This is a genomic window from Streptomyces sp. NPDC048392 (assembly GCF_043200575.1).
Taxonomy (GTDB): Bacteria; Actinomycetota; Actinomycetes; order Streptomycetales; family Streptomycetaceae; genus Streptomyces.
In genome coordinates, this window is sequence record NZ_JBICYB010000027.1 from 59,194 (window position 1) to 78,132 (window position 18,939).

The 18,939-nt window shown below is 71.2% G+C and carries 18 protein-coding genes and 1 pseudogene; 11 read left to right on the forward strand and 8 right to left on the reverse strand.

Annotation, left to right across the window (positions count from 1 at the left end; translation table 11 throughout):
* Positions 1-67: 67 nt before the first annotated feature.
* From ACGFYH_RS28095 to ACGFYH_RS28105, 3 genes are read right to left on the reverse strand one after another with little or no spacing between them, the layout of a single operon-like run.
* Complete coding sequence (locus ACGFYH_RS28095) at positions 68-844, reverse strand: AIM24 family protein (RefSeq protein WP_393805971.1); 777 nt, start codon at positions 842-844, stop codon at positions 68-70.
* Positions 841-1,491, reverse strand: a complete 651-nt coding sequence (locus tag ACGFYH_RS28100) for an AIM24 family protein (protein ID WP_393805972.1) — start codon at positions 1,489-1,491, stop codon at positions 841-843. Before ACGFYH_RS28100 ends, ACGFYH_RS28095 begins: the two co-directional genes overlap by 4 nt.
* Positions 1,492-1,493: 2 nt before the next feature.
* A complete protein-coding gene (locus ACGFYH_RS28105) occupies positions 1,494-2,126 on the reverse strand; it encodes an AIM24 family protein (RefSeq protein ID WP_393805973.1) in 633 nt (210 codons plus the stop codon).
* Between the two features lie 243 nt (positions 2,127-2,369).
* Here ACGFYH_RS28105 and ACGFYH_RS28110 point away from each other — a divergent pair, with 243 nt between their 5' ends.
* The 6 genes and pseudogenes from ACGFYH_RS28110 to ACGFYH_RS28135 form a co-directional block, all read left to right on the forward strand.
* A complete protein-coding gene (locus ACGFYH_RS28110; protein WP_393805974.1) occupies positions 2,370-2,714 on the forward strand; it encodes a DUF3817 domain-containing protein in 345 nt (114 codons plus the stop codon).
* Positions 2,711-3,004, forward strand: a complete 294-nt coding sequence (locus ACGFYH_RS28115; RefSeq protein ID WP_053137231.1) for an MTH1187 family thiamine-binding protein — start codon at positions 2,711-2,713, stop codon at positions 3,002-3,004. The genes ACGFYH_RS28110 and ACGFYH_RS28115 overlap by 4 nt, the downstream gene beginning before the upstream one ends.
* A gap of 78 nt (positions 3,005-3,082) precedes the next feature.
* A complete protein-coding gene (locus ACGFYH_RS28120) occupies positions 3,083-3,592 on the forward strand; it encodes a MarR family winged helix-turn-helix transcriptional regulator (RefSeq protein ID WP_393805975.1) in 510 nt (169 codons plus the stop codon).
* Positions 3,593-3,666: 74 nt separating this feature from the next.
* A complete protein-coding gene (locus ACGFYH_RS28125) occupies positions 3,667-4,005 on the forward strand; it encodes a DUF3817 domain-containing protein (protein ID WP_393805976.1) in 339 nt (112 codons plus the stop codon).
* Between the two features lie 93 nt (positions 4,006-4,098).
* Positions 4,099-5,799: a methylmalonyl-CoA mutase family protein gene (locus ACGFYH_RS28130; RefSeq protein ID WP_393805977.1), complete on the forward strand. Its 1,701-nt coding sequence runs from the start codon at positions 4,099-4,101 to the stop codon at positions 5,797-5,799.
* A gap of 416 nt (positions 5,800-6,215) precedes the next feature.
* Positions 6,216-6,647 (forward strand): annotated as a pseudogene (locus ACGFYH_RS28135) (zinc-binding dehydrogenase); the annotation flags it as partial.
* 21 nt (positions 6,648-6,668) lie between these two features.
* Here the strand turns inward: ACGFYH_RS28135 and ACGFYH_RS28140 are convergent.
* Entirely contained in the window at positions 6,669-7,307 is a 639-nt protein-coding gene (locus tag ACGFYH_RS28140) for a TetR/AcrR family transcriptional regulator (RefSeq protein WP_393805978.1), read from the reverse strand.
* A 239-nt stretch (positions 7,308-7,546) separates the two neighbouring features.
* Here ACGFYH_RS28140 and ACGFYH_RS28145 point away from each other — a divergent pair, with 239 nt between their 5' ends.
* From ACGFYH_RS28145 to ACGFYH_RS28160, 4 genes are all read left to right on the forward strand, one after another.
* Positions 7,547-8,524, forward strand: a complete 978-nt coding sequence (locus tag ACGFYH_RS28145) for a tetratricopeptide repeat protein (protein WP_393805979.1) — start codon at positions 7,547-7,549, stop codon at positions 8,522-8,524.
* Between the two features lie 651 nt (positions 8,525-9,175).
* On the forward strand, positions 9,176-9,808 hold the full coding sequence (locus ACGFYH_RS28150) for a DUF6230 family protein (RefSeq protein WP_393805980.1): 633 nt from the start codon (positions 9,176-9,178) through the stop codon (positions 9,806-9,808).
* Between the two features lie 118 nt (positions 9,809-9,926).
* Positions 9,927-10,565: a DUF6114 domain-containing protein gene (locus ACGFYH_RS28155; RefSeq protein ID WP_393805981.1), complete on the forward strand. Its 639-nt coding sequence runs from the start codon at positions 9,927-9,929 to the stop codon at positions 10,563-10,565.
* On the forward strand, positions 10,555-11,952 hold the full coding sequence (locus ACGFYH_RS28160) for a hypothetical protein (RefSeq protein ID WP_393805982.1): 1,398 nt from the start codon (positions 10,555-10,557) through the stop codon (positions 11,950-11,952). The genes ACGFYH_RS28155 and ACGFYH_RS28160 overlap by 11 nt, the downstream gene beginning before the upstream one ends.
* Before the next feature lie 129 nt (positions 11,953-12,081).
* Here ACGFYH_RS28160 and pyk read toward each other — a convergent pair whose 3' ends face one another.
* The 3 genes from pyk to pta all read right to left on the reverse strand — a co-directional run bounded on the left by pyk (position 12,082) and on the right by pta (position 16,890).
* Complete coding sequence (pyk, locus tag ACGFYH_RS28165) at positions 12,082-13,512, reverse strand: pyruvate kinase (protein ID WP_393805983.1); 1,431 nt, start codon at positions 13,510-13,512, stop codon at positions 12,082-12,084.
* Between the two features lie 73 nt (positions 13,513-13,585).
* Complete coding sequence (locus ACGFYH_RS28170; protein WP_393805984.1) at positions 13,586-14,800, reverse strand: acetate kinase; 1,215 nt, start codon at positions 14,798-14,800, stop codon at positions 13,586-13,588.
* The gene (gene pta, locus ACGFYH_RS28175) at positions 14,797-16,890 is read right to left on the reverse strand and encodes a phosphate acetyltransferase (protein ID WP_393805985.1); all 2,094 of its coding nucleotides are present in this window, start codon (positions 16,888-16,890) and stop codon (positions 14,797-14,799) included. The genes ACGFYH_RS28170 and pta overlap by 4 nt, the downstream gene beginning before the upstream one ends.
* 206 nt (positions 16,891-17,096) lie before the next feature.
* On the opposite strand from pta, the gene ACGFYH_RS28180 reads away from it, so the two are divergent.
* Positions 17,097-18,122, forward strand: coding sequence for an ATP-dependent 6-phosphofructokinase (locus ACGFYH_RS28180; RefSeq protein WP_393805986.1), 1,026 nt, complete (start codon positions 17,097-17,099; stop codon positions 18,120-18,122).
* Positions 18,123-18,138: 16 nt separating this feature from the next.
* On the opposite strand, the gene ACGFYH_RS28185 is transcribed toward ACGFYH_RS28180, so the two are convergent.
* The gene (locus tag ACGFYH_RS28185) at positions 18,139-18,843 is read right to left on the reverse strand and encodes a helix-turn-helix domain-containing protein (RefSeq protein ID WP_393805987.1); all 705 of its coding nucleotides are present in this window, start codon (positions 18,841-18,843) and stop codon (positions 18,139-18,141) included.
* Between the last annotated feature and the right edge of the window lie 96 nt (positions 18,844-18,939).

Below are 18,939 nucleotides of genomic sequence, written 5' to 3' on the forward strand. Positions count from 1 at the left end.
TAGTGAGGGGTTTTCCGTGACGGTGACGGTGCGCACGCGTTCGATGTCACACTCCGCAGATTACCGCTCACAGCCCGAAGCGGCGCTGGAGGTCCCCCAGCTGTCCGGGAAGCCCCGGTACCCCGGACCGGCCTCCCGGCGCTCCGGACGCCCCGCCGCCGGGCACTCCCGCCTGCTGCGGCGGAGCCCCCGCGGCCTGCTCCGCCATCAGTGCCTCGCTCGACTGCAGCAGCACCGTCCCCGCGCCCACGAACTCGAACTGGTGCTCTTCCCCGGAGGCCCCGCCGAGCCCCGTCATCGCACGTAGGCCGCCCAGCAGGCCGGTCAGGTACCCGTGGTCGTAGTGATGGCACGGCGACGGGCAGTCGGCCCAGCCGACCAGGGCCTGCGGGTCGACCCGGATCGGCGGTTCCATGAACACCACCGGACCGTTCGACGCGGCCACGAACTTTCCGGTTCCGATCAGTGTCAGAAAACCCGGCACGATCGACTGCTTGAGGGCGAGACTTGGCTGAAAAGCAAGCAAGTTGCCCGAGCGAATGGTCAGGTTGCCGTCTTCGAGGTCATAGGAATTCACGTCGAAGGCCCGGTCGGCGAGGAGCATCTTGCCCGAACCCTCCGCCACGACCCAGTCGCTCGCGTGCAGAGGCGAATGGAAGGACGTGCGCACCAGACGGTCCAGCCGACCGTGTCCGATCCCGTTGAAATCGATCGTCCCGTAGTAGGCGATCATCTTCCCCTTCTGCAGGAACCACTGGCTCCCGGCGAGCTCCACGCAGAAGGTGTACGCGTTGACGTTGTCGTCGGCCGGCAGCGTCGCCGGGTCGTGGTGGACCGTGCTCACAGCTTCTCCTCGGACGCCTGGACGAACACCGTGCCGCTGCCGCTCAGCTCCAGCTGGAAGGCCTCGCCGGAGCCGCGCCCCACCATGTCCCGCCAGCCCAGCGCCGTGGACAGCTTGTTGCGTACGTCGCCGTGGTGGGCGACGTAGGCCTGCGGATCGACGCGCACCGGGCGCCCCGGCGTGATGGGCACCTCGAAGACGCCTCCGTGGGCCATCACCGCCACTGAGCCGTGGCCCCTGAGGGACGTGGTGAACAGCCCCTGCCCGCTCACCTGGCCCCGCACCATGCCCATGACCCCGCCCTGCGAGCCCAGGAACACCGTGCCCTGCTCCAGGGTGCCCTCGAAGGCGAGGAGACGGTCCGCCTCCACGTACAGGGCGTCGCCCGCGAGGTTGATCACCTGGACGTGGTGCCCGCCGTGCCCGAAGAACACCGTGCCGCGGCCCTCGACGGTCATCAGCGGCGTGTCCTCGTTCGCCACCCGGCGCCCGATCATCGACATGACACCGCCCCGGCCGCCCCGCAGGTCGGGGGTGAAGGACACCTCACCGCGGTAGGCGAGCATGGCGCCGCGCTGACTGAACAGCCGCTGCCCGGGCGCGACGGTGGCCTGGACCATCTTGGAATTGAGCTCCTGGAAGGCCATGGTCAGACATCCCCCGCGATCGTGTTCCGCTCGCTCGGCTGCACGTACACCAGCCCGTCGCCCTCGAAGCGGATCTGGAAGGCCTCTCCGCCGCCCTCCCCGAACAGGGTGCGGAACGTCACACCCGACTGGAAGGACTGCCGCAGGTTCCCCTGGTGCGCGACATACGCCCCCGGGTCGACGGTCAGCGGGTACCGCGCGCTGACCCGCAGCACCACCGCGGGGCCGTCGGACATGATCGCCGCCTGTCCGTGCCCCTCGATCGTCGTGGTGAACAGCCCGTTGCCCTGGGAGGCGCCGCGCGTGCCCGTGAAGCTGGTGCCGGTCCGCAGTCCGGCGTCGGCCGCCAGGAAGTTGCTCGACTCGACGTACAGCCTGTCGCCCCGGAGAGCCACCAGGGTGATCTCCGAGGCCCGGTCCGCGAACCAGCAGGTCCCCTGCCCCCTCACCTCCATCACCGTCATCTGCTCGCCGGTGATCCGCCGGGTCACCATGCCCCGGATGCCCTCACCGCCGCCGCTGAGCTTCTTGAAGGCCATCTCCCCGTCGTACGCGACCATCGAGCCGTTCTTCGCCTTCACGGCGTCCGAGGTCATGTCGACGGCGAGTACCTTGCTGCCTTGAAGTCGGAACATCGCCACAAACGGGAAGGTAGCCCCCGGGCGGGCCCGCCAACAGGTCCCACGGGTGGAGACGTCCCCCGATCGTCCCTCCAGGAGGCCTCCCGGGGCCCCGTGGCGGCGACCCCCTGACCCGGGCGCGTCCGGAGGTTTGCCACAATGGGCACGCGCTTGTGCGCGCGTTCACAAACGCCCCTGTTCGTGGGTGCGCCCGAGTGCGCCCGAGTGACCGTCCCTCCCTCCCACCGAAGGTGACCCGTGGACCTCAAGACCGCCACCGCTCTCCGCCGCCTCCGCCTGGTCTCGGGCCCCGAGGCGATCTCGTTCCTCCTGCTGCTCGTCTGCTCCGTCCTGAAGCGGACCACCGACTTCAACGCGGTGCCGGCGATGGGCATGATCCACGGCGTCCTCTTCGTCCTGTACGTGATCTTCTGGGCGGACGCCTGGAACCGCGCCAAGTGGCCGCTGAAGACCGCCGCCCTCTACTTCGTCCTCTCGGTGCTGCCGACCGGCGGCTTCTTCGCCGAGCGCAGGCTCAAGCGCGAGGCCGAGACCGCGGTCATCGCCTCCCGCGCTCGCCGGGAAGGGGTCGTGGGCGCATGATCGTCGCCTTCTCCGTGACGCCGCTCGGCGTCGGCGAGGACGTGGGGGAGTACGTCGCCGACGCCGTCCGGGTGGTCCGCGAGTCGGGCCTGCCGAACCGCACCGACGCGATGTTCACATCCGTCGAGGGCGAGTGGGACGAGGTCATGGACGTCGTCCGGCGGGCCGTGGCCGCCGTGGAGGCACGGGCGCCGCGTGTCTCCCTGGTCCTCAAGGCGGACATCCGCCCCGGCGTGACGGACGGTCTCACGTCGAAGGTGGACACGGTGGAGCGGCATCTCGCCGGGTGACCCGCGCGCCCGGGCCTTCGGTATCGAAAGGCGAGACGGGTCTGACCGGCATGTGACCGGCCGGTAAGGTCTGATGCCGTGCCGAAGCCGCTCAGCCTCTCCTTCGATCCCATCGCCCGCGCCGACGAGCTCTGGAAGCAGCGTTGGGGCGGCGTGCCCTCGATGGCCGCGATCACCTCGATCATGCGCGCCCAGCAGATCCTGCTGGGCGAGGTCGACGCCGTGGTCAAGCCGTACGGGCTGACGTTCGCGCGGTACGAGGCGCTGGTGCTGCTCACCTTCTCCAAGTCGGGCGAGCTGCCGATGTCCAAGATCGGCGAGCGCCTCATGGTGCACCCCACCTCCGTGACGAACACCGTCGACCGGCTGGTGAGGTCCGGCCTGGTGGCGAAACGCCCCAACCCCAACGACGGCCGCGGCACGCTGGCCACGATCACCGACAGGGGCCGCGAGGTCGTCGAGGCGGCCACCCGCGACCTGATGGAGATGGACTTCGGTCTGGGCGCGTACGACGCCGAGGAGTGCGGCGAGATCTTCGCGATGCTCAGGCCGCTGCGGGTCGCCGCGGGAGACTTCGACGAGGCCTGAGCGGGCGGATCGGGCCGGGCGAGCCGCCCGCCCCGCCCGAAGACCGCGCGAAACGGGCGGTTACGCTCGTAGCCATGAAAAAGAGCGTGCTGACCCGCTACCGGGTCATGGCGTACGTCACCGGTGTGCTGCTGATCGCGCTGTGCCTTGGCATGATCGCCAAGTACGCCCTGGAGATGGACGGCGCAGCCGACTTCACCCGGGTCGTCAGCATCGCCCACGGCTGGCTGTACGTGATCTACCTCGTCTTCGCCTTCGACCTGGGGTCCAAGGCGAAGTGGCCGGTGAAGAAGCAGCTCTGGGTGCTGCTCGCCGGGACCGTTCCGACGGCCGCCTTCTTCGTGGAGCGACGGATCAGCCGTGAGCTGGACGCGAGCGCCGCCGAGCCCGAGCCGGCGGTCGCCGAGGCCTGACCGGCCCGTCGTGAGCCTTCCCACCGCCGTGCGGACACCCGCACGGCGGTACCCCATCGACATTTACTTGGACGTCCTAGTAAATTTGAGGGTATGGACGCTCACGCCACAGAGGAGGGCCGCCTTCGCTGGCAGGCCCGGTACGACGCGGCGCGCAAGCGCGACGCGGACTTCACCACGCTTTCCGGCGACCCCGTGGAGCCGGTGTACGGGCCCCGGCCGGGGGACGAGTACGAGGGCTTCGAGCGGATCGGCTGGCCGGGGGAGTACCCCTTCACCCGCGGCCTGCATCCGACCGGGTACCGGGGGCGTACGTGGACCATCCGGCAGTTCGCCGGGTTCGGCAACGCCGAGCAGACCAACGAGCGCTACAAGATGATCCTCCGCAACGGCGGCGGCGGGCTCTCGGTCGCCTTCGACATGCCGACCCTGATGGGCCGCGACTCCGACGACCCCCGCTCGCTCGGCGAGGTCGGGCACTGCGGAGTGGCCATCGACTCGGCCGCCGACATGGAGGTGCTGTTCCAGGACATCCCGCTCGGGGACGTCACCACCTCCATGACGATCAGCGGGCCCGCGGTGCCCGTGTTCTGCATGTACCTGGTCGCCGCCGAACGCCAGGGCGTCGACGCGTCCGTGCTCAACGGCACGCTGCAGACCGACATCTTCAAGGAGTACATCGCCCAGAAGGAGTGGCTCTTCCAGCCCGAGCCGCACCTTCGCCTGATCGGCGACCTGATGGAGTACTGCGCGGCCGGCATCCCCGCCTACAAGCCGCTGTCGGTCTCCGGCTACCACATCCGCGAGGCAGGCGCGACGGCCGCGCAGGAGCTGGCCTACACCCTGGCGGACGGCTTCGGATACGTGGAGCTGGGCCTCTCGCGCGGCCTCGACGTCGACGTCTTCGCCCCCGGCCTGTCCTTCTTCTTCGACGCGCACCTCGACTTCTTCGAGGAGATCGCCAAGTTCCGCGCGGCCCGCCGTATCTGGGCCCGCTGGATGCGCGACGTGTACGGCGCGCGGTCGGACAAGGCGCAGTGGCTGCGCTTCCACACCCAGACCGCCGGTGTCTCGCTCACCGCGCAGCAGCCGTACAACAACGTGGTCCGTACGGCCGTGGAGGCGCTCGCGGCGGTGCTCGGCGGCACCAACTCCCTGCACACCAACGCGCTCGACGAGACCCTCGCCCTGCCCAGCGAGCAGGCCGCGGAGATCGCCCTGCGCACCCAGCAGGTGCTGATGGAGGAGACCGGCGTCGCCAACGTCGCCGACCCGCTGGGCGGTTCCTGGTTCATCGAGCAGCTGACCGATCGCATCGAGGCCGACGCGGAGAAGATCTTCGAGCAGATCAGGGAGCGGGGGCTCAGGGCCCACCCCGACGGGCGGCACCCCGTCGGGCCGATCACCTCCGGCCTCCTGCGCGGCATCGAGGACGGCTGGTTCACCGGGGAGATCGCCGAGTCGGCCTTCCGCTACCAGCAGTCCTTGGAGAAGGACGACAAGAAGGTGGTCGGCGTCAACGTCCACACCGGTTCGGTCACCGGCGACCTGGAGATCCTCAGGGTCAGCCACGAGGTCGAGCGCGAGCAGGTCCGGATCCTCGGCGAGCGCAAGTCCGCCCGCGACGAGGCGGCCGTCCGGTCGGCCCTGGACACCATGCTCGCCGCGGCCCGCTCCGGCGCCAACATGATCGGGCCGATGCTGGACGCGGTACGCGCGGAGGCGACCCTCGGCGAGATCTGCGGCGTGCTGCGCGACGAGTGGGGCGTGTACACGGAGCCGGCCGGCTTCTGAACGACGCGGCACGGGCACACGCGGCTGCCGCCCGCCGGGCACGGTCCCGGCGGTGCGGCAGCCGCGCGGGTCGCCGGTCAGGGCCCGGCCACGTCGCTTCGCCCGCCCGTCGGCCGCCCTTGCCGGCCGGCCGGGGCGCGGGCCCCGGCGGGTCGCGGTCGTGGCAGGTCTGGCGGCCCTGGCGGGTCGGGGCGTGGCGGGTCCGGGCCGGGCGGGTTGCGGTCGGGGCGCGGGGCCCTGGCGGGTCGGGGGGTGTCGGGTCTGGGCCGGGCGGGTTGTGGTCGGGGCGCGGGGCCCTGGCGGGTCGGGGGGTGTCGGGTCTGGGCCGGGCGGGTTGTGGTCGGGGCGCGGGGCCCTGGCGGGACGCGCTCGTGGCGGGTCCGGCCCTGGCGGGTCGAGGGCGCGGCCGTGACCGGCTCGCCCTCTCCAGGGGCGCTTTCCCGAGTGCCCCCAAGCACGACTTCCTGCTCGGACTCGGCGCCGACGCCTGCGTCGACCACCGCACCGAGGACTTCACCGACACGGAGGAGCGCTACGACGTCGTCCTCGACGCCCTCGGCGGTCGGACCGCCACCCGCTCCGTGGGCGTGCTCCGACCCGGTGGCATCGTCGTGTCCCTGCTGCCGCAGGACGCGGACACCGCGGCCGCGGCCGAGAAGGCGGGCGTCCGCGCCGTCGGCCTGCTGGTCGAGCACGACCGGGCGGGGATGCCCGCCATCGCCGGACTCGTCGAACGGGGCAGGCTCCGCGACCATGTCTCCGGCACCTTCCCGCTCGCCGAGGGCGCCCGGGCCCACGTACAGGAGGAGACCGGCCGCACCACGGGAAAACTGGTCGTCACCGTGCGCCGAGCCCGCGCCGGCCGTGTCCTAGCGGGGCGAGGCCGGACCGTCGGCCGCGCCCGCCAGGCCCGTCAGCAGCACCCGGGTCAGGCCGCGCACCCACTCCTCGTCCGCGGCCCGGGAGCTGACCAGCGTGCGGTGCACCACCGCGCCCGCCACCACGTCGAAGATGAGATCCGCCGTGCGGACGGCCTGGGCCGGATCGGTCTCGGGCGGCAGCTCGCCGCGTGTCTGGGCGCGCGCCCTGCCCGCCAGCACCAGGCGCTTCTGCCGCTCGACGATCGACGTGCGGATGCGCTCGCGCAGCGCCTCGTCCCGCGTGGACTCCGCGACCACCGCCATCAGGCCGTTCCTGGCCTCCGGTCGGGCCAGGATCGCCGCGAACTGGAGCACCACGCCCTCGATGTCCTCGGCGAGGGAGCCGCGGTCGGGCAGTTCGAGCTCGTCGAAGAGCTCCGCCACCGCGTCCACTACCAGTTCGTTCTTGCCCGCCCAGCGCCGGTAGAGCGTCGTCTTGGCAACCCCGGCCCGCGTGGCGACGTCTCCCAGGGTGAGTTTCGACCAGCCGAGGTCGACCAGGGCGGCCCGCGTCGCGGCCAGGATCGCGGTGTCCGCCGCGGCACTGCGCGGGCGGCCGGCACGGCCGGCGGGGCTGCTGCTCTGCATCCCCCGACCTTAACCGGCGGGTAACACGCGGGCGTCCGTGAGGGAGATCACCGCGACGGGGTGTTCCGACGGCCCGTCATGGCATTACGCTACGGCTCGTAGCGAAAGCACGGGTGTGTTCCCGTGCCCCAGCGACGACCACGGGCGTGGGGTGGGGACCCGGCGCCGAACAGCACACGTCCGGGCGGGCTTTCGACCCGCTTTTCACACACGCGCGGAGTACGGGGGAGGATAGACCCATGCAGCCACGGAACATGTCCATGAGCGGGGTCGTCGACCTCGCCGCGGTGAAGCAGGCCCAGGAGGCCAAGACGAAGGCGGAGCAGGCACGCGCCGAAGCGGCCCGCCACGGCGGGACGGGCGCGGTCTCGCCCGCCGACCTCGTCATCGACGTCGACGAGGCCGGCTTCGAGAGCGATGTCCTGCAGCGATCCACCGAGGTCCCGGTCGTCATCGACTTCTGGGCCGAGTGGTGCGAGCCCTGCAAGCAGTTGAGCCCGGTCCTGGAGCGGCTCGCCGTCGAGTACAACGGGCGCTTCCTCCTCGCCAGGATCGACGTCGACGCCAACCAGACGCTGATGCAGCAGTTCGGTGTCCAGGGCATCCCGGCCGTGTTCGCGGTCGTCGCCGGACAGGCGCTGCCGCTCTTCCAGGGTGCCGCCGGTGAGGCGCAGATCCGCCAGACCCTGGACCAGCTGGTGCAGGTCGGCGAGGAGCGCTTCGGTCTGACCGGTCTCGTCGTCGACCCCGAGGCGGAGCCGGGTGCCGAGCGGCCCGCCGCCCCCGAGCGCCCGGCCGGGCCGCACGACGCGGCGCTCGAAGCCGCCGTGCGGGCGCTGGACGCGGGCGACCTGGGCGGTGCCGTCCAGGCGTACAAGAACGTGCTGGCCGAGGAGCCGGGCAACACCGAGGCCAAACTGGGGCTGTCCCAGGCCGAGTTGCTCCAGCGGGTGCAGGACGCCGATCCGCAGCGGGTCCGTCAGGACGCGGCCGACAAGCCGGGTGACGCCCGGGCGCAGATCGCCGCCGCCGACCTGGACCTGGTGGGCGGTCACGTGGAGGACGCCTTCGGGCGTCTCATCGACACGGTGCGCGTCACGGCCGGGGACGACCGGGACGCCGTACGGCTGCGGCTGCTGGAGCTGTTCGAGGTGGTCGGTGCCGACGACCCGCGGGTGACCGCGGCGCGCCGGGCGCTGGCCCGCGCCCTGTTCTAGAGCGGTCCGGGCGCCCGCCGACGGCCGGGCGCCCGCCGTTCCCAGCCATGGTGCGCGTGTGAAGGAGCTGTCGACGAGGCGCCACTGCGGCCGCGCTTTACCGAATCTTGGTAATCGCGGCCGCTGTTACTGCCAGTAAGACAGTGGTGTCGATGTGTCGGACTCTGTCCATCGATCAACAGTTTTGTTCCGCCCTCATGGCACACCCAGCGTCGCCGCTCGGGCCCGGTGCGTCGTCCCGCGGTCATCCGGCCGCTACCAGCGAGTAACGAACCCCCTTGTGCCGACGGCGAGAATGCACCACGATCGGCGACGCTCGGTCCATTCCCGTACCCCGACAGCCGGTCGGGCCACGGGGGTTTTTGGGTCCCCACCGAGCAGGGCCGGCGGTAATGACGCCGGCCCTTGGGCAGGGGGGTCTTCGCCCTTGGGGCGAAGCCTGCCCAGCAGGGTTGTGCGTGATGCGTGTCAGGCGCGACCAGTGGTTGTCGCTCGGGGGTGATCGCCGGTTATTCGGGCGCGTTGTACGTGCCGCCGAGTGCGGGCGCTCTCCTTCCCGAGGACGTAGCACTTCTCCCATCCCTGCCAGGCCGAGCCGCCGAACCGGAGGCCGGTCGAGGTCAGGAGATGTACGTCCGAGAAGGAGGAAATATGGAGTCCCAGGTGCGTGGCGGGACCAGATGGAAGCGGTTCGCTGTGGTGATGGTGCCCAGCGTTGCCGCGACGGCCGCGATAGGTGTCGCGCTCGCGCAGGGCGCTCTCGCGGCGTCGTTCAGCGTGTCGGGGCAGTCGTTCAAGGTGACGGCGGACCAGCTCGACGGCACGGGCTTCTCCCAGTACGGGGCGATCGACTCGGGTTACACGCTGAAGGGCGAGAAGACGGCTCATCCCGTCGCCGTCTCGGCGTTCAAGTCCGCGACGATCAAGAACATGTGCCAGTCCGTAGTCACCCCGGACATCCCCGTGTTCGGCTCCGTCAGCCTCATGCTGAAGGCGGGCGGCGGCGACAAGGCGGTCAAGGCCGAGAACCTGTACATCGACGTCGAGGACCTCGAGGCCGATGCCACGTTCCGCGGCATCGACATCGGTGTGGCCGCCAAGGACGCCAGCAAGGGTCCGGGCATCAAGAAGGGCGACACCGCGAATCCGTACGGATTCGCGCAGCAGGCCGACTCGGCCACGCTGAAGAACGTGAGGCAGACGGCGTGGGCGACCACCGCCGGAACCTTCAAGCTCAGCGGTCTGAAGATGTCGCTGTCCAAGGGTGTCAAGGAGTGCTACTAAGCACTCGCTGACGGGCGGGGGAGCCGGTGGCGCCCCCGCCCGTCCACTCTCCGGCCGTAGCCTCACGCGCGGCCTACGTCTCCACCACAGCAAAGCCGTAACAGGGAGCTGTTTTTCCATGAGCGCCGAGACTCCTGCCGCAGCCGGTCAGTTCACCCGCCGGAGGCTGCAGTTCCGTGCCTGGCGAGGCGAGCGGCCGTTCTGGGCCGGACTGTTCGTCGCCCTTGGGGGACTCCCCATCGCTTACTTCCCGTACGCGAACCTCCAGATCGGTCACCTGACGCTGGCGATGGCCACCACCGCGGGCTCCGGGTCCCTGATCATCGGCGTGCTGCTGGTCGTCCTGGGCATCAGCCTGTGGTTCCAGAAGCACGTCCGGGTCTTCGCGGGCGTCGCGGCGATCCTGCTGGCGCTGGTGTCCATTCCGGTGTCCAACCTCGGCGGGTTCCTCATCGGCTTCCTGCTCGCGCTGATCGGCGGAGCCATGGCCGTGTCGTGGGTGCCGGGCGAGCCGCCGCAGGCCGAGCCGCCTCTGGAGGGCAAGGGGACGGACGACGCGCCCGAGGGCCTGGTCCCCGGCACGGCGCTGCCCGGCATCCCGGGGCCCGGCACCGCTGCCACCGACACCACGGTGCCCACGCCGCGGGGCGGGCCGGACGACGGAAACCCCTCCCAGGCCTTCATGGCGCCGGGGGCGCACGACCTGTCAGGAACGAGCCCGGCCAACGGGGCGAACGGGAGGCACAGTGCCGGCTGACGAGGTGACCTGCGGGACTGACGTGGAGTCGGCCCGTGTGAGAACCGGGCCGCGCCACGCGGCACCCAAGAAGCCGTTGTTCACCAGGTTCCACATGCCGGCCGGCAAGGCGATAGCCATCGCGGCGATGCCCACGGCGGTCCTCATGGGGATGGGGTTCACCCCGACGCTGGCCCTCGCCGACGGCAATGACGCGGCGCCGGCCTCCAACAGCCTGACGGCCGACGAGTACAAGGACTGCGTGGCGGCCCTGGAGGACGCCGAGAAGGATGCGTCCGAGTCGCCCACACCGTCGCCCTCGGCGACCGACGGGGCCGACGAGGGCCAGGACGACGCGAAGGAGCCCGGCGCCGCCGCCTCGGGCGAGGACGCGGGCACGGACGAGAGCGACTCCTCTTCGCCGGATTCAGGTTCCGACGACAAGGGCGCCAAGGACGACAAGGGGGCCGAGGCCGGCGGGAGCGACCAGGCCGACCCTGCCCCGACCCCCTCCGCGTCGCAGAGCCAGGAGACGGCCGGCGGGGGCGCCGTGCAACCGTCCCCCTCCGAGTCGGAGGACAAAAGCGGGCTCCTGGAAGGTCTCGGCGATGCCATCGAGGGCATCTTCACCGGGGGCAGGAAGGCCGGCGAGAGCCCGATGCCCACGCCGGTCCCCTCGACGTCCGAGAGCGCCGCGGGTGACGCGTCCGACCCCGTGAAGGAGACCGGCGACAAGGTCACCGACACGGTGGAGGACACGGTCGGCGGTGTGACCGACATGGCGTCGAAGGCGGCCGAGGACACCGGGGAGACGGTGGACAAGGCGGCGAAGGACGCGGCGGAGAAGGCCAAGGAGGACGAGGAGAAGGCCGGGGGCGACGCGACCGCCACGCCCACCCCCAGCGCCTCCGAGACCGCCGGCACGGACATCGACGACTGCCCGGTCGCCACCGACGAGGAGGGCGGCGTCGACAACAAGGTGCCGCTGCCCGACGACCCGTGGTACCTCAACGCCAGCTCGCTGCTGCTGAAGGGCGCCTCGTACGAGGGCGTCGTCGAGGTGAGGACGGCCAACGGCACCACCAAAAAGGTCCTGAAGTACGTCATCTCCAACGGCACCGACATCGGCGACCTGCACCAGACGGTGAAGGACGAGCAGGCCGGCAAGACCTACCACGTGCAGGCGGCCAAGGGCTCGACGTCCACGATCCGCGACGGCGACACGGTGATGTATACGGAGAGCATCTCGGGCAACCTGCTCGGGCTGATCCCGATCACCTTCGATCCGGAGAACCCGCCGCCGCTGGACATCCCGCTGATCTACTTCACCAAGGTGACGGTCGTCCAGGCCGGCCAGTTCGGCGGCACGCTCCACGTCCCGGGGCTCCACCAGTACACGACGGACTGACACAGGAACGACCGGCACCCGGCCGGCCGGGCAGGCCCACCAGCCCGTTCGCGAGCCGCGTCACCGCCGAGGGCGCCCCTGCCGAGGGGGCGCCCTCGGCGCCGTACCGAAGCCGTGGGCGCCGTACCGTCAGCCGCGGCGGGTCTCGCCCAGGTGGAGCACGCGGACCATGTTGGTGGTGCCGGGCACACCGGGGGGCGAACCGGCGGTGATCACGACGATGTCGCCGTCGCTGAACCGGCCGAGGCGGGCCGTCTCCTGGTCCACCAGGCCGACCATCTCGTCGGTGCTGTTCACGAACGGCACCACGTGCGGCTCCACGCCCCAGCTGAGCGCCAGCTGGTTGCGGGTCGACTCGTCGGTGGTGAAGGCGAGGATGGGCTGGGCCGCGCGGTAGCGGGACAGGCGGCGGGCGGTGTCGCCGGACTGGGTGAAGGCCACCAGGCCCTTGCCGCCCAGGAAGTCGGCGATCTCGGCGGCGGCACGCGCCACCGAACCGCCCTGCGTACGCGGCTTCTTGCCCGGCACCAGCGGCTGCAGGCCCTTGGACAGCAGCTCCTGCTCGGCCACGGTGACGATCTTCGACATCGTCCTGACGGTCTCGATCGGGTACGCGCCCACGGACGACTCCGCCGACAGCATGACCGCGTCCGCGCCGTCCAGGATCGCGTTGGCCACGTCGGAGGCCTCGGCGCGGGTCGGACGGGAGTTGGTGATCATCGACTCCATCATCTGGGTCGCCACGATCACCGGCTTGGCGTTGCGCCGGCACAGCTCGATCAGGCGCTTCTGCACCATGGGGACCCTTTCGAGGGGGTACTCGACGGCCAGGTCGCCACGGGCGACCATCACGCCGTCGAACGCCATCACGACGTCCTCCATGTTCTCGACCGCCTGCGGCTTCTCCACCTTGGCGACGACCGGGACGCGGCGGCCCTCCTCGTCCATGACGCGGTGCACGTCGTCGACGTCCTTGGCGTCCCGGACGAAGGAGAGGGCGACCAGGTCGCAGCCCATCCGCAGCGCGAACCGCAGGTCCTCGATGTCCTTCTCGGACAGCGCGGGGACGTTGACCGCGGTACCGGGCAGGTTGATGCCCTTGTGGTCGGAGATGACGCCGCCCTCGATGACGATCGTCCTCACCCGCGGGCCCTCGACCTCGGTGACCTTCAGCTCGACGTTGCCGTCGTTGATGAGCACCTGGTCGCCCTTGGCGACGTCACCGGGCAGACCCTTGTACGTCGTGCCGCAGATCGTCCGGTCGCCCGGGACGTCCTCCGTGGTGATGGTGAACTCGTCACCGCGCACCAGCTCGACGGGACCCTCCGCGAAGGTCTCCAGACGGATCTTCGGGCCCTGCAGGTCGGCGAGGACACCGATGGCCCTGCCGGTCTCCTTGGCGGCGGCCCGCACCCGGTCGTAACGCCCCTGGTGCTCGGCGTGGGTGCCGTGGCTGAAGTTGAAGCGGGCCACGTTCATGCCGGCTTCGATCAGTGAGACGAGCAGCTCGTGGGAGTCGACCGCGGGGCCGAGAGTACAGACGATTTTCGAACGGCGCATGGGGCGATCCTATCGTTTTGTTTCGGCGCGGAATATTCCGGCTGGCGGAAAATACAAAAGGGCGGGATGCCGCTCAGGTGAGATTCCCCGAACCATTCACCAGCGCGTAGGTCTGTGTCGCGATCTCCAATTCCTCGTCGGTCGGCACCACGGCCACCGCCACCCGCGCGTCCGGGGGCGAGATCAGCCTGGCCCCGCCGCCGCGCGCGGCGTTCAGCCCGCCGTCGACCGCGAGGCCGAGCCCCCCGAGCCCCGCCAGGGCCGCCTCGCGCACCGGCGCAGAGTTCTCCCCGACCCCGGCCGTGAAGGTCACGGCGTCCACCCGCCCGAGAACGGCGTAATAGGCGCCGATGTACTTCTTCAGCCGGTGAATGTAGATGTCGAAGGCCAGCCGCGCCCGCTCGTCGCCGGCGTCGACCCGGCGACGGATCTCCCGCATGTCGTTGTCGCCGCACAGTCCGGTCAGACCGCTCCTCGTGTTGAGGAGAGTGTCGATCTCGTCGGCGGACATTCCGCCGACGCGCATCAGATGGAAGATGACGGCCGGGTCCATGTCTCCCGAGCGCGTACCCATCACGAGCCCCTCCAAGGGCGTCAGCCCCATGGAGGTGTCCACGCACCGTCCGCCCCGCACGGCCGAGGCGGACGCCCCGTTGCCCAGGTGCAGCACGATCACGTTCACGTCCTCGGGGTCCCGGCCCAGCAGCCCGGCGGTCTCGCGCGACACGTACGCGTGCGAGGTGCCGTGGAATCCGTAGCGCCTGACGCGGTGCGCGTCGGCGGTCTCGACGTCGATCGCGTAGCGGGCCGCGGACTCCGGCATCGTCGAGTGGAAGGCGGTGTCGAACACGGCGACCTGCGGCAGGTCCGGGCGCAGGGCCCGCGCGGTGCGGATGCCGGTGAGGTTGGCCGGGTTGTGCAGCGGGGCGACCGGGATGAGCCGCTCGATCTCGGCGAGCACGGCGGCGTCGATCACGGTCGGCTCGGTGAACCGCTTCCCGCCGTGCACCACCCGGTGCCCGATCGCGGCCAGCTCGGGCGAGTCCAGGCCGAGCCCGTCCCCGGCCAGCTCGGCCGCCACGGCCTTGAGCGCCGCCTCGTGGTCGGGGACGGCCCCGCTCCACTCACGGCTCTCGCCGCCGGCCGTCGTGTGCTTCAGCCGGGAGGTCTCCTCACCGATCCGCTCGACGAGGCCGACGGCCAGCCGCTCGCCGCCCCGCATGTCGAGCAGCTGGTACTTCACCGACGAGGAACCGGAGTTGAGGACGAGGACGCGGGTGCCGCTCACAGATCGGACGCCTTCTCACTGGGGGACTGCTGGGCCTGGATCGCCGTGATGGCGACGGTGTTGACGATGTCCTGCACGAGCGCGCCCCGGGACAGGTCGTTGACCGGCTTGCGCAGACCCTGCAGGACCGGGCCCACCGCGATGGCCCCGGCCGAGCGCTGCACCGCCTTGTAGGTGTTGTTGCCCGTGTTCAGGTCGGGGAAGACCAGCACGCTGGCCTGCCCGGCGACCGCCGAGCCGGGCAGCTTCGTCGCGGCCACCGACGGCTCGACCGCGGCGTCGTACTGGATCGGCCCCTCGACGCTGAGGTCCGGGCGGCGCGAGCGGACCAGCTCGGTCGCCTCGCGCACCTTGTCGACGTCCGCGCCCGTACCGGACGTACCCGTCGAGTACGACAGCATCGCGATCCGCGGCTCCACCCCGAACCGCGCCGCCGTGGACGCCGACTGGGCGGCGATGTCGGCGAGCTGCTCCGCGTCCGGGTCGGGGTTGACGGCGCAGTCGCCGTAGACCAGGACCTTGTCGGCCAGGCACATGAAGAAGACGGACGAGACGATGGCCGCGTCCGGCCTGGTCTTGATGATCTCGAAGGCGGGGCGGATGGTCGCCGCCGTCGAGTGCACCGACCCCGAGACCATGCCGTCGGCGAAGCCCTCCTGCACCATCAGCGTGCCGAAGTAGTTCACGTCGGAGACCACGTCGTACGCCAGCTCCACGGTCACGCCCTTGTGGGCGCGCAGGGCGGCGTACTTCTCGGCGAAGGAGTCGCGCAGCTCGCTGTCGGCCGGGTCGATCAGCTCGGCGCCGCCGAGGTCGATGCCGAGATCGGCGGCCCTCTTGCGGATCTGCTCGACCGGGCCGAGCAGCGTCAGCTCGCACACGCCCCGGCGCAGCAGCACCTCCGCGGCGTGCAGCACCCGCTCCTCGGTGCCCTCCGGCAGGACGACCCGGCGCAGGTCGGAGCGGGCCTGCTCCAGGAGCTTGTGCTCGAACATCATCGGCGTGACGCGGTCGCTGCTCGGGGCGGAGACCCGCTTGTTCAGCTCGGCGGTGTCGACGTGGCGCTCGAACAGGCCGAGGGCGGTCTCCGCCTTGCGCGGGGCGGCCGCGCTGAGCCTGCCCTCCAGGGAGGACAGCCGCTCGGCGGTGGGGAAGCTGCTGCCGGTCACCGAGAGCACCGGGGTGCCGGGGGCCAGCCGGGCGGCGAGGGTGAGGATGCCCTCGCCGGGCACCTCGTCCAGGGTCAGCAGGAGGCCGGCTATCGGCGGGGTGCCGGCGCTGTGCGCGGCCAGCGCGCCGATCACCAGGTCGGCGCGGTCGCCCGGCGTGATGACCAGGCAGCCCGGGGTCAGGGCGGCCAGCAGGTTGGGCAGCATGGCCCCGCCGAAGACGAAGTCCAGTGCGTCGCGGGCGAGCCCCGAGTCGTCGCCGAGGACCACCTCGGCGCCCAGGGCGTGCGCGATCTGGGAGACCGTCGGCGCCGACAGGGCGGGCTCGTCCGGCACCACCCAGCACGGTACCGGCAGCCGGTGCGCGAGCCGCTCGGCGATCGCGTCCCGGTCCTCGCGCGCGACCCGGTTGGTCACCATGGCCAGCACGTCGCAGCCGAGGCCGTCGTAGGCGCGGAAGGCGTTGTGGGTCTCCGCGAGTACGGACTCGGCACTCTGCCTGCGGCCGCCGACGACCGGGAGGACCGAGGCGCCGAACTCGTTGGCGAGCCGCGCGTTCAGCGACAGCTCGTCCGGGAACTGGGTGTCGGCGTAGTCCGTGCCCAGGACGAGCACGACGTCGTAGTCCCGCGCCACCACGTGGAACCGGTCGACCAGCGCTGACACCAGCTCGTCCACGCCCTGTTCGGCCTGGAGGAGGGACGCCTCCTGGTAGTCCATGCCGTAGACCGTCGCCGGGTCCTGCGAGAGCCGGTAGCGGGCGCGCAGCAGCTCGAAGAGCCGGTCGGGTCCGTCGTGGACCAGGGGACGGAAGACGCCGACGCGGTCGACCTGCCGGGTCAGGAGCTCCATGACTCCCAGCTCGACGACCTGGCGGCCGTCGCCGCGGTCGATACCGGTCACGTACACGCTGCGCGTCACGCCTGCTCTCCGTTTCGTCTGGTGGCGGCTGTACCGTGCACAGAAATCGCCCACCGGGGTGAGCGGAACCCTCTTGACAATACCTCCGGCTATGGTTAAGGCGCCCGTCAGTGCCCGCTGTGGTCCGCCGTCGTCCACCGTCCTCCGGGCCGTGAAAGGATTGGATCGGCTCACCGGTGTCAACAGCGAGCAGGAGACACAGCACGATGCGTATCGGAGTTCTCACCGCAGGCGGCGACTGCCCCGGCCTGAACGCAGTGATCCGGTCGGTCGTGCACCGAGCGGTCGACAACTACGGCGACGAGGTCATCGGCTTCGAGGACGGCTACGCGGGCCTGCTGGACGGCCGTTACCGCACGCTCGACCTCAACGCGGTCAGCGGCATCCTCGCCCGCGGCGGCACCATCCTCGGCTCCTCCCGGCTGGAGCGCGACCGGCTCCGCGAGGCCTGCGAGAACGCCTCGGACATGATCCAGAACTTCGGCATCGACGCCCTGATCCCCATCGGCGGCGAGGGCACGCTCACGGCCGCCCGGATGCTGTCCGACGCCGGCCTGCCGGTGGTCGGCGTGCCGAAGACCATCGACAACGACATCTCCTCCACCGACCGCACCTTCGGCTTCGACACCGCCGTCGGCGTGGCCACCGAGGCGATGGACCGCCTCAAGACCACCGCCGAGTCCCACCAGCGCGTCATGGTCGTCGAGGTCATGGGCCGGCACGCCGGCTGGATCGCCCTGGAGTCCGGCATGGCCGCCGGCGCCCACGGCATCTGCCTGCCGGAGCGCCCCTTCGACCCGGCCGACCTGGCCAAGATGGTCGAGGAGCGGTTCGCCCGCGGCAAGAAGTTCGCCGTCGTCTGCGTCGCCGAGGGCGCCCACCCCGCCGAGGGCTCCATGGACTACGGCAAGGGCGCCATCGACAAGTTCGGCCACGAGCGCTTCCAGGGCATCGGCACCGCGCTCGCCTACGAGCTGGAGCGCAGGCTCGGCAAGGAGGCCAAGCCGGTCATCCTCGGCCACGTCCAGCGCGGCGGCGTACCCACGGCGTACGACAGGGTGCTCGCCACCCGCTTCGGCTGGCACGCGGTGGAGGCCGCCCACCAGGGCGGGTTCGGCCGGATGACCGCGCTGCGCGGCACGGACGTCGTCATGGTGCCGCTCGCCGAGGCGGTCACCGAGCTGAAGACGGTGCCGAAGGACCGGATGGACGAGGCCGAGTCGGTGTTCTAGCCGCCGGACGCGCCGTTCACGGATGTCTCTCGACCGCCGACCAGAAGTGCTCCACGATCCGGTCGAGGAAGTCACGGCCCCCGGCGCCCGCGCCGGCGCTGCCGCCGCCCCAGCTGAGGGTGGCGGCCATGAGCCCCTGGTAGTCCTGGTGCAGCACCTGCAGGACGTTCTCCAGGACACGCCGGTCCAGCGGCGCCAGCTTGGCGACCGGGCGCACACAACCCTGCCAGCGGGTGGTCACGGCGCTCGCCAGCAGGTCGGCCAGCTTCTCCTCGCGCCCGGTGACGGTCACGAAGTCGGGCAGCGAGAGGCCGAGCACGTCGGCGAGCAGGGCCGACTGGCGTTCGGTGCCGCGCCAGCCGTTCGTCTCCTCCATCCGCAGATACGCCGGGAGCCCGAGCCCGACGGCACGCGCCACGTCGTCGGGGGCCAGACCGCGGGCGACGCGGTGCTCGCGCAGGGACTGCGGCCGGCCGATCAGCTCACCGGGCGAACACCACAGCACCCCCGCGAGCGCGGTGAGCTCGGGGGCCCCTGGCGAGGCGGCCCCGCGTTCCCAGGCGACGACGAGGTCGGGGGTGACGTACGGCAGCCCGTACGAGACCCGCATGCCGTGGGCGACGTGCTCGGGCCCCATGTTGAGGGCGGCACGCAGCCGGCGGGCGGCGAGGGCGTTGAACGGGGGACCCGACTGGCTCGGGTGGGGTGAGGGTCGGCGCACGCGCCACACCGTAGGGGTCCACGGCGACGCTGACTACGGGCCGTTCGGCCAGCGATACGGATTGTAGGAACGTACGGGGGCGCGCGGTCTCCCGCG